This window comes from Lysobacter enzymogenes (assembly GCF_017168095.1).
GTDB lineage: Bacteria > Pseudomonadota > Gammaproteobacteria > Xanthomonadales > Xanthomonadaceae > Lysobacter > Lysobacter enzymogenes_D.
On the sequence record NZ_LXSD01000249.1, the window covers coordinates 1 to 10327 of the forward strand.

The 10327-nt window shown below is 63.2% G+C and carries 10 protein-coding genes; all 10 read left to right on the top strand.

Going from position 1 to position 10327, the window contains the following annotated elements:
- Window positions 1-353 precede the first annotated feature (353 nt).
- The 10 genes from A7A76_RS06835 to A7A76_RS06880 all read left to right on the top strand — a co-directional run bounded on the left by A7A76_RS06835 (window position 354) and on the right by A7A76_RS06880 (window position 10039).
- Window positions 354-725 carry a TrbC/VirB2 family protein gene (locus A7A76_RS06835; RefSeq protein WP_206410485.1) on the top strand — a complete coding sequence of 124 codons (372 nt, stop codon included), beginning with the start codon at window positions 354-356 and terminating at the stop codon, window positions 723-725.
- A complete protein-coding gene (locus tag A7A76_RS06840) occupies window positions 718-1026 on the top strand; it encodes a type IV secretion system protein VirB3 (RefSeq protein ID WP_206410486.1) in 309 nt (102 codons plus the stop codon). The genes A7A76_RS06835 and A7A76_RS06840 overlap by 8 nt, the downstream gene beginning before the upstream one ends.
- A 120-nt stretch (window positions 1027-1146) precedes the next feature.
- Window positions 1147-3600 (top strand): VirB4 family type IV secretion/conjugal transfer ATPase, encoded by a 2454-nt coding sequence (locus A7A76_RS06845; RefSeq protein ID WP_206410487.1) that lies wholly within the window; start codon window positions 1147-1149, stop codon window positions 3598-3600.
- A gap of 106 nt (window positions 3601-3706) precedes the next feature.
- Window positions 3707-4477, top strand: coding sequence for a hypothetical protein (locus tag A7A76_RS06850; RefSeq protein WP_206410488.1), 771 nt, complete (start codon window positions 3707-3709; stop codon window positions 4475-4477).
- Window positions 4478-4532: 55 nt separating this feature from the next.
- Window positions 4533-5300, top strand: coding sequence for a hypothetical protein (locus A7A76_RS06855; protein WP_206410489.1), 768 nt, complete (start codon window positions 4533-4535; stop codon window positions 5298-5300).
- A gap of 95 nt (window positions 5301-5395) precedes the next feature.
- Window positions 5396-6481, top strand: a complete 1086-nt coding sequence (locus A7A76_RS06860; RefSeq protein ID WP_206410490.1) for a type IV secretion system protein — start codon at window positions 5396-5398, stop codon at window positions 6479-6481.
- Between the two features lie 54 nt (window positions 6482-6535).
- Entirely contained in the window at window positions 6536-7030 is a 495-nt protein-coding gene (locus A7A76_RS06865) for a DUF4189 domain-containing protein (protein ID WP_206410491.1), read from the top strand.
- A 203-nt stretch (window positions 7031-7233) separates the two neighbouring features.
- A complete protein-coding gene (locus tag A7A76_RS06870; RefSeq protein WP_206410492.1) occupies window positions 7234-7776 on the top strand; it encodes a DUF4189 domain-containing protein in 543 nt (180 codons plus the stop codon).
- A 162-nt stretch (window positions 7777-7938) separates the two neighbouring features.
- Entirely contained in the window at window positions 7939-8655 is a 717-nt protein-coding gene (locus tag A7A76_RS06875) for a hypothetical protein (protein ID WP_206410493.1), read from the top strand.
- Between the two features lie 85 nt (window positions 8656-8740).
- On the top strand, window positions 8741-10039 hold the full coding sequence (locus tag A7A76_RS06880) for a peptidoglycan-binding domain-containing protein (protein WP_241200772.1): 1299 nt from the start codon (window positions 8741-8743) through the stop codon (window positions 10037-10039).
- Window positions 10040-10327: the final 288 nt, after the last annotated feature.

Consider the following 10327-nt stretch of genomic DNA (forward strand, 5'->3'; position numbering starts at 1 on the left):
CCGCCGCCCAGCCGATGCCGGCCGCGGCGAACCTGGCCGCGGCCCTGCCGCAGGCGCCGGTCAATGTTTCCCTGGTGCACGCCCCGGCCGCGGCCGCCGGGCGGGCGCCGCCGGCCAAGCCGCCTTCGCAAGGCGACCAGGCCTTCGTTTTTTAGCGTAGTCGCAGGCCTCGGCCCGACCCCGCGTTTCGCAAGACCTTTCCGCTGCGACCTCAGCCGCCTTTTCGCATTAAGCCAGTACGTTCCGCTTCAACCCGCAACCAGCTCCACACGAACTAGAACCGCTTTCTCCACCGACCGCGTCATCTCCGTTCCAAGCTCGATTTCGCCCACAACGAACAGAAGGGATATCTCATGAACTCCAACATCTACGTCAAGAACTTCGTGTCCGCGTCCCTGATGGCCGCGGTCTTCGCCGTCCTGCTGCTGCTGCCGGAAGTCGGCTTCGCCCAGACCGCCGCGGAAGCCAAGCAGAGCGTTTCCGGCTTCATGAACAACCTCAACTCGCTGCTGAACATCGCGTCGATCGCCATCGTGACGATCGCGGTGATCTTCGCGGGCTACGGCATCGCGTTCGCCCACAAGCGTCTGTCCGAGGTTGCTCCGGTCCTGATCGGCGGCTTCCTGATCGGCGCTGCCGGCCAGCTGGCCAAGATGCTGATCGGCGACAAGGTCGGCGTCGACACCAGCGCCATGGTGATGGCCGTTCTGCAGAACTATGCATAAGAACGTGCTGTTCCGGGGCTGTACCCGCCCGGCGATGTTCCTCGGGGTGCCGTACGTGCCCTTTACGTTGGGAGCGGGCGCCTGCCTGCTCCTGACGTTCTACGTCGACATGTTCTGCATCGTGACGCTGCCCATCGTCATCGTGATCATGCGCCAGATGGCGCGTCGCGACGAGATGATCTTCCGCCTGCTCGGACTGCGCACGCAGTTCCGGATGCGGATGAGGAACCTGCAGCAGCACCAGGGCATGTGGGTGTTCACGCCCAATTCGTATCGCAATCCGGGCGACAAGAAGCCTTGATGATGTACGCAGCCGTCGTGCGCCTGGCGCACGGCGGCTGCACCCGGTCCGGGATCCCTAGTCCCCAGGCCGGTCGCGATGCCCCGATCGTTCCCACTTCACGGAAGCGCCAGCCTCTTCATGTTCACGCCCGATACTCCCATCAGCGAATTCATTCCGCTGTCCACGCACGTGGCGCCCACCGTGATCAAGACCACCGGCGGCGATTTCCTGCTGGTCTGGCGCCTGGGCGGCCTGCCGTTCGTGGGCCGCGAAGAATGGGAGCTCGAGCACCGCCACAACACCTTCAACCGGCTGCTGCAGACCCTGCGCGCGCCGGATTTCACCAATGTCGCGTTCTGGGTGCACGACGTGCGCCGCCGCGGCCGCATCAGCACCGACAGCAAGTTCCAGCAGGTCTTCAACCAGGATCTGTCGGACGGCTACTACGCCTCGCTGTCGGCGCAGAAGCTGATGCAGAACGAGCTGTACGTGACGATGATGTACCGGCCGGTCGCCGGCAGCAAACGCTTCGTCGAGAAGTCGGCCAACGCGCAAGTGCTGCAGGAACAGCAGGACCAGGCCGTGGCCAAGGTCATCGAACTGGCCGGCAACGTCGAGGCGGTGATCAAGGACTACGCGCCTTACCGCCTGGGCATGTACGAAGCCAAGAACGGCATCGTCTTTTCCGAAACCCTGGAATTCTTCGGCTACCTGCTCAACCGCCTGGAAGAGCCGGTGCCGGTGCTCAACGCGCCGGTCTACAACTACCTGCCGGTGAGCCGCCTGACCTTCTCGGCCAAGAGCGGCGACTACGTGGTGACCACGCCGACCGGCGCGAACCACTTCGGCGCGATCTTGAACGTCAAGGAATATGCCGAGGGCACTTATCCCGGCATCCTCAACGGTTTGAAGTACCTCAACTTCGAATACGTCATCACCCATTCGTTCAGCCCGATGGGGCGCCAGGACGCGCTCAAGGTGCTCGACCGCACCAAGGGCATGATGGTGTCCTCCGGCGACAAGGCGGTCAGCCAGATCGTCGAGCTGGACTACGCGATGGACCAGCTCGCCTCGGGCAACTTCGTGCTCGGCGAGTACCACTTCACCTTCGCCATCTACGCCGACAGCCAGGAAAAGCTGGCCGCTCAGGTCGCCGCCGCGCGCGCCGAGCTGTCCAACGCCGGCTTCGTCTCGGCCAAGGAAGACATGGCGATCGCCGCGTCCTTCTACGCGCAGTTCCCGGGCAACTGGAAGTACCGCACCCGCATCGCCAACGTCAGCTCGCTGAACTTCCTCGGCCTGTCGCCGCTGCACAACTTCGCCACCGGCAAGCAGCACAACAACCCCTGGGGCGACAGCGTCACCACGTTGCAGACCACCAACGGCCAGCCGTACTACTTCAATTTCCACGCCACGCACCCGGCCGAGAATTCGCTGGGCGAGAAGGCGATCGCCAACACCATGGTGATCGGCAAGTCCGGTACCGGTAAGACCGCGCTGATCAACTTCCTGCTCAGCCAGGTGCAGAAGCTCAAGCCGACCCCGACGATCTTCTTCTTCGACAAGGACCGCGGCGCCGAGATCTTCGTGCGCGCCTGCGGCGGCAACTACCTGGCGCTGGACAACGGCCAGCCGACCGGCTTCAACCCGTTCCAGTGCGAGAACAACGAGACCAACGTCCAGTTCCTCGCGGATCTGATCAAGGTGTTGGCCGCGAAACCGCAGTATTCGGCGCGCGAAGACGAAGACATCTTCCGCGCGGTCGAGAACATCCTCGACACGCCGATGCACCTGCGCAGCATGACCAACTTCCAGAAGAGCCTGCCCAACATGGGCGACGACGGCCTCTATGCGCGCCTGCGCAAGTGGACCGCCGGCAACTCGCTGGGCTGGGTGTTCGACAATCCGGTGGACACGATCAACCTGGAGAAGGCGAACATCATCGGCTTCGACTACACCGATGTGATCGACAACGTCGAGGTGCGCGTCCCGGTCATCAATTACCTGCTGCACCGTCTGGAGCAATTGATCGACGGCCGCCCGCTAATCTACGTCATGGACGAGTTCTGGAAGATCCTGGACGGCGGCGGGGCGCTCAAGGAATTCGCCAAGAACAAGCAGAAGACCATCCGTAAGCAGAACGGCCTGGGCATTTTCGCCACGCAGAGCCCGGAGGATGCGCTGGCCAGCGACATCTCCGCCTCGCTGATCGAACAGACCGCGACGCTGATCCTGCTGCCGAACCCGAACGCCAGCCGCGAGGACTACATCGAAGGCCTCAAGCTGACCGATGCGGAGTACGAAGTGGTCAAGAGCCTGGACGAGCGCTCGCGCTGCTTCCTGGTCAAGCAGGGCCATGCGGCGACGGTATGCCAGCTCAACCTGCGCGGCATGGACGACGCCCTGGCGGTCATCTCGGCGTCGACCGACAACATCGAAATCATGCACCGCGTCCTGCGCGAGGCGGCCGAAAAAGTCGGCAAGAGCCCGGACGACCTGACCCCGGAGCAGTGGCTGGCCGACTTCTACGCCAACCGCAAGGGCTCGGGCAAGGGCAAGGCGGTCGCGGAAGCGCGCGCCTCGCGGGGTTGATCCCGGTTTGAATTGGTAACTGTTTCAAGGCAGCACGGACCAGCGAGCGTTGTAACGACATCCGCCCCGGGGGGACAGGGGGCGGGAGCCAAAGGAGAATCGACCGATGCACCTCAAATCTTCCGTCGCACCCATGTTGTTCGCGCTGCTGCTCGGCGCGGGCGCATTGCTGTTGCCGCGGCCGGCGCAGGCGCAGTTTTGTTATCTGGTCTATGGCTATCCGGTCGGCATCTGCGCCACCGAAGGCACTCAGTGGGCCAATCAGGCGACGCTGCTCAAGAACGTCACCAGCGAGATCAACAAGATCCGCCAGATGGAGCAGCAGCTGACGCAGGAGAAGAACCGTCTGGAAGCGCTGAAGACCGGCAACTTCGGTCTCGACGTCTCGACCACCGAGCGGGTCAAGATCGCCGAGCTCAAGGAGCGCGATCTGTCCTACGGCATGGACGGGATGTGCGTGAAGGGCAAGAGCAGCGTCGCCGAAGAGCAGCTCAAGTATTGCCGCAAGGGCGTGGAAATCCGCAACCGCCGCTACAACGCGCTGGTCCAGATGTTCAAGGACATGGACAGGCGCGACGCCGAAATCCGCGCCCTCGAGAAGGACTCCAAGAGCGTTCCGGCGAGCAATGTCGGCCGAATCGAGAAGAACACGGCCAAGATCGCCCAGGTGCGCGCGCAGATCCAGATCGACATGCAGAACAACGTTGCGCTGTTGAAATCCTACGAGAAGATGATCGAAGCGGTCGACGGCGAGATGGCTTTGCTGGCGAGCAAGGCATTGGTTAACAAGAAGACCGGCAAGGACGCCATTGGTCAGGTCGCACAAGGGGCGATGTTGTCCGCGGGGCTGAAGATAGCCAGGTCGCGCGACATGTAAGTGCTTTCGGACTTTCCTGATCGTCTTCATCCAAATCTTTAAAGGACTAACGACCATGAACCACGAATCCTCTTCCCGCTTCTCCGCTTCCGTCCTGAGCCTGGCGCTTTCGGTGGCCGTCGGCATCGCCGCGATGACGCCCGCTCCGGCGCACGCCTACCTCGCTTCGGAAATCACCCAGGTCCTCAACAAGGTCCAGCTGGAGCTGCAGAAGGCCAAGCTGGTCCAGCAGCTGACCGAGCTCAAGAAGCAGGTCAGCACGCTGACCGATACCTACAACTCGATGAACGTCGGCAACTTCAACCTCAATACGGTCGCCGGCTTCCGCGAGGGCAACATGGAAGAGTTGAAGAAGCGCGGCGTGAACCAGGACATGGACACGCTGTGCCAGATGGGCAAGAGCGGCGTCGCCACCGAGCAGTACAAGATCTGCCAGCGCATCGTCCAGATCCGCAATCTGCGCTTCAACGTCATGGTCGACATGCTCAAGAAAGTCGAGGAGCGCGACAAAGAGGTCCAGAAGCTGGTGGGCAACAGCAACGGCATCAGCGCGGCGAGCGGCAGCGGTCAGGTGACCAAGAACACCAATCAGACCAGCCAGCTGTCGGTGCAGATGGACGCCGATTTCCAGAACGGCAAGTACCTGCTCGATGCGTACACCGCCGTGCTCGAAACCCTGAACGACGACATGATCGCGCAGGCCGAGAAGGCGCTGAAGAACAAGAAGGACAAGAACGACATCCTGGGCAACATCGGCTCGTCGGTCGTCCAGGGCGCGCTGCTGAGGGGCGGCCTGGAGGTCGCACGCCAGCGCAGCATGTAAGACGTCGGGCCGCGCTCGGAGCACGACGGGCAAAAGCGATAATGGACTAATAGCGGCCGGGTGGAGATGCCCGGGCCAGCGGAGAAGAAAGGCGTATGGATATTCACATGGTGACGTTTGGGGCGGGTTCCCTGCTGGACTGGATGCATATGCAGGCGGGCGATCTGCCGGCGATGGCGTTCTTCGCGCTGATCAAGGATCACCTGGACTTCATGATCCTCAAGTTCCAGGACAGCCTGCTCGAGCGGGTCGGCAAGATCATCGGCGCCATCGCCATGACCGTGGTCACCCTGTGGATCATCGTCCAGGGCTTCCGCATCGCCACCGGCCAGTCGCGCGAGCCGATGATGGCGCTGGTGGTGAACTCGCTGAAGACGGTGCTGATCGTCGGCATCGCGGTGTCGGTGGCGGGTACCGGCGCGCACAGCTACAAGGCGCTGACCGACGGACTGACCACCGTGGTCCGCGGGGCCGTCTCCGATAAGGAGGGCGACGGTCCGTACGAAGACATGGACAAGATCCTTGGCGTCATGTCCGTCGGCCTGGAAATGATGGACTCGATCAACGTCGGCGACAGCCTGATGACGAACGAGACCAAGGAGAAGACGATGTCGATGCTTGGCGTCGGTCTCGGTGCTCCTGTGATCATGGCCATGATCGCGATGATGTTGAACAAGATCGCTATGGCTCTGTTCATCGGCACCGGTCCATTCTTCATCCTGTGCCTGCTGTTCGACCAGACCAAGGCCCTGTTCCAAAAATGGTTGTTCTACGGCATAGCCACCTTGATGACGATGTCGGTGCTGATCACGATGACGACGATCGCGATCGACATGACCTTGGCGGTCGGCACGGCGTTCTGGGTCAGCAACAAGTTCGGTTTGGGTTCGGAAAGCTTGATGAACATGGCCCTGCAGCAGGGCGGTCTGGGCATGATCCTGTCGGCCTTGATCATCACCGCGCCGCCGATGGCGGGCATGTTCTTCAATGGTGTGATGGGTTCGTATTACGGCACCAACAACTTTCCCGGTGCAGCGGGTGCGGGTGGTGGCGCGAATGCGGCGTCCAACACCTATCGTCCGGGTTCGCCGGGGTATCAGCCGCCGCCGGCGGCGAATGCTTCGGCGGGAGCGTCACGTGAAATTCGAGACACTGGCGCTAAATACTCCAGTCCGTCCTAATTGAAGCGAGTTGAATAGATTCGCGAGGTCTATCCGATGAGGATTCTTAGCTTCTTGTTCGCAAGCCTGGTCTTGTCCAGTGCTGGAGTGGGTACGGCTTTCGCTTGTCCTGCCGGGACGATTCCCAATCCTATCGGTGCTGGTGGCCAGCCGGAATGCATCCCCGGCGAAAATCATCAGAATTGGGGCGGGAGCGGTGGATCTTCCGAGCCGAGCTATGCTCGACGCTGGGGAGCTTTCGCATCCGACCCGGTCAATTCGAAGGTGGGTTTGTCTACTGGCCTGTCCAGCAAGCGAAAAGCAGAAAAAGAGGCAATGGCGCACTGCCGTAGTAAGGGGGGCGTCGACTGCAAGGTTTTGATCTCCTATTACAACCAATGCGCAGCGGTTGCATGGGGGCCGGACAGCAACGGCAAGGGCGACCTCGTCTCGGCGCATGCCGCGCAAAAAGGGCAGGCAGAGGAGCTGGCTCTAGGCGAGTGCTCGAAGACGTCCAGTAGCTGCAAAGTGTTTTTTGCCGAATGCAGCTATGCAGAGCGCACTAATTAGTCGTAGCTAACTCAGAATTTGAACTGCTTGACTCATGATTCGGCGCCCAAGTTGGGCGCCGAATTGTTTTTCGACATTGGTTGACTGATTTTTTGTGAGTGGACTGCGCACGGCATCGATGCCGTCTGCCCTGAAGGGCGCCGTTAGCCTTCGGGTGGCGAAGCCTTTAACGAATCTATTTGATGGTGTCTGAGGAGATTCGAATGCGTACCTCTCGTCTCAATTCGGCTTGCCCGTTGTTCGCGCTTGCGTTGTGTTTCGTCAGCGTCTCAACCAGCGCCTGCCCCCAAGGCATGATCACCAACCCCATCGGCGCAGGCGGCCAGTCCGAGTGCATCCCCGGATCGAACTACCAGAACTGGGGCGGCGGCAACAGCGGCGGTTCTTCGGCGACGGTCTACAACGGCTACGGCGCGTTCGCGCTGGACGAGCAGTCGCTGAAGCTCGGGGTCAGCGATCCGAAGGATCTGTTCCGCAATGAGCGCCAGGCCAAGCGCTCGGCGTTGAAGAGCTGCAAGGCCAACGGCGGCGTCGACTGCAAGATCGTGCTGACCTTCGTCAACGAGTGCGCGGTGACCATGTTCGGCGCGACCGACAGCAGCGGCAGCAAGCTGGCGATCTATACCGGCAAGGGCGTGGATATCGAGCACGCGGGCAACGAGGCGCTGGCGAAGTGCAAGGCCACCGGCTCGCCGATGTGCGAACCCGGCCAGTCGGATTGCGTGGAGCGTTGGCGCAACGATTGAAGCGGCGGTTTGATCGAGTACCGCTACGTCGCAAAGGCGCGGCTCGCGCGCGCGATGCCCGCGCCGTCGCATCGTGCGTAGCCTCGGTGTGATAAAACGGCTGCACCTCTCGCGCCGGATGCCGGCGAGGTCCGCATGAAGTATTCGCCCCAATGCGCATTGATGCTCGCCGTGGCCCTGATGGTAGGCTGTAAGCCTGCTTCGGCCCCGTCGTCCGCCCAGACGTCGTCGGCCGCCGCGCCGGCGGCTCCGGCGGCCGCCGCGGCGGCGCATGCTGAGCAAGGAAAGCAGGAGATGAGTCCGCTGCAAGGTCTGCTGGATGTGTTGGCCGCCGACGGCGGCGCGGCGTGGTCGGCGTTCGAACGCGTCGCCGGCGTGCAATGGCGCGATCCGGCGCCGCAGGACAATCCCGATTCGACCTCGCCCGACGATGCGCGCTATCGCTCCGGTACGCTGCTGTTGAGCGGCTTCGGCACGGTCGAGGTGCCCGACGGCAAGCTCGGGGCGGAGGCGGGCACCCGCCAGGCCAACGAGGGCGAGGTCGGGGCGACGCTGAACGGGGACGGCGAGCGCGTGCATTCGCTGGTGCTGCTCAAGTTCTACGCCAGCGAGAACTATCAGGAGGTCCTGCAGCGCCAGTTCGGCGCGGGCGTCGCGGTCCGGCCGATCGCCGGGCAGTGCGAGCTGGACTTCGGCACCACGGCCGAGAACACCCAGGCCAATCAATTTTTCGAACTGCGCTTGACAGGCACGAAAATCGTGTATGCTGAGGGCTATGTGGACGACGGCGGCAATCAAGGCCCCGGCACCACGACCTATCAGTTCACCCTCACCAAGCCGGCGCAGAAGATCGCGTCGATGCGTTGCAAGGAGCTCTGAAGCCTCCGACGGAGGCTCGCGGTACCGGTCCCGATAAGGACCACACACAACTTATTTTCCAGTCTATCCATATAGGAACAGCGTAATGGCTGATAGACGTGAGAAGGCAGCGGCCACTGCCCACGAGTACCACCAGGGTACGATCGCGAACTTGGACGACGCGATGACCCGGCGATTGGTTGCTTCTACGGTTCTGACCGAGAGCAACGGCGGTGATCTGGCCATCACCAACAAGCAAGGTTACGTCGGTCGCTACCAGGCGGGAGCCGGTTGGCTCGCCGACGCCGGCTATGTCGACAAGAACAAGCTCGACGCCGCGATGAAACGCGACGGCTTCGACCCTGCCACCGTGCGCGGCGCGGAATGGAAGTGGGCGAGCGCCGGCGGCATGACCCGCTTCCTCGAAGACAAGTCCAACTGGAACCAGGGCCTGAGCCTGGACCAGTACAAGGGCTCGGCCGAGCTGCAGGACAAGGCCTTCAAGACCAACAGCGACCAGGCCTATCGCCAGGCGCTCAAGAGCGGCGCGCTCGACGAAGACTCCAAGCCCGAACTGGTCGCCGGTTTCCTCAAGGCGCGCCATATCGCCGGCTACGGCGGCGCCGTGGCCGCGGTGACCGGCGGCCGCGCCATCCGCGACGCCAACGGCACCAGCAATTACGACTACCTGCACGACATCACCCGCAATCGCGACGGCCTGAACCAGTACATGGCGCGCGATCCGAAGACCTTGTCGCGCGGCGACGAGCCGCAGCCGGCGCGTCCGGCGGCCAATGCGAACGCGATGGCCGACGGCTTGCTCAAGCACGGCGAGCGCGGCGCGGACGTGCGGGCGATGCAGGAAACGCTCAACAAGCTCGGTTATCGCGACGCGCAGGGCCAGCCGCTGCGCGCCGACGGCGACTACGGCGATCGCACCGGCGAATCGCTGCGCAACTTCCAGCGCGCGCATGGGCTCAAGCAGGACGGCGTCGCCGGCCCCAGGACGCTCGACGCGCTCAAGCAGGCGGCGCAATCGCCGCTGCTGTCCAATCCCGCCCATCCCGACCACGGCCTGTACAAGGGCGCGGTGGAGGGCCTGGAAAAGCTCGGCCCGAACGCGTTCAAGAATCGCGACGAGCTCGAGCGCACGGCCGGCACGCTGGCCTATGAAGCCAAGATCAGCGGCTTCAGGCAGATCGACCATGTCGTCCCCACCGCCAACGGCGCAGGCCTGTTCGCGGTGCAGGGCGGGCTGAGCGATCCGGGCCATCAGCGCATCCACGTCGACAAGCAGCAGGCGGCCAGCCAGTCGCTCGAGCAGTCGACCTACCAGGCCAAGCTCGACGCGCCGCAGATCGACGCGCCGAGCCAGGATCCCAAGACCCGAACCCAGAGCGTCTGAGCCGCCGCTGCGGCACGCGTGCGCGCGAACGACGACGTTCGCCCGCCGCGTACCGCGCAGCGACGGCGTCGGGCGGCTGCGCGCCGCGCATGCGTCGAACCGGATCGGCGTCGCCTTGGACCGCCCCAGTTCCCCACGATGAACCTGTCAGGAAACCTCATGAAAACTGCGAATGTGTTGGGTCTTGCGTTGACGCTGGCGCTGGCCGCCTGCTCGAACCAGGCCGCGCCGGACGCCGCCAACGCCCAGCCCGCCGCCGAGCCGGCGCCGACCAGCGCGCAGCCCGAC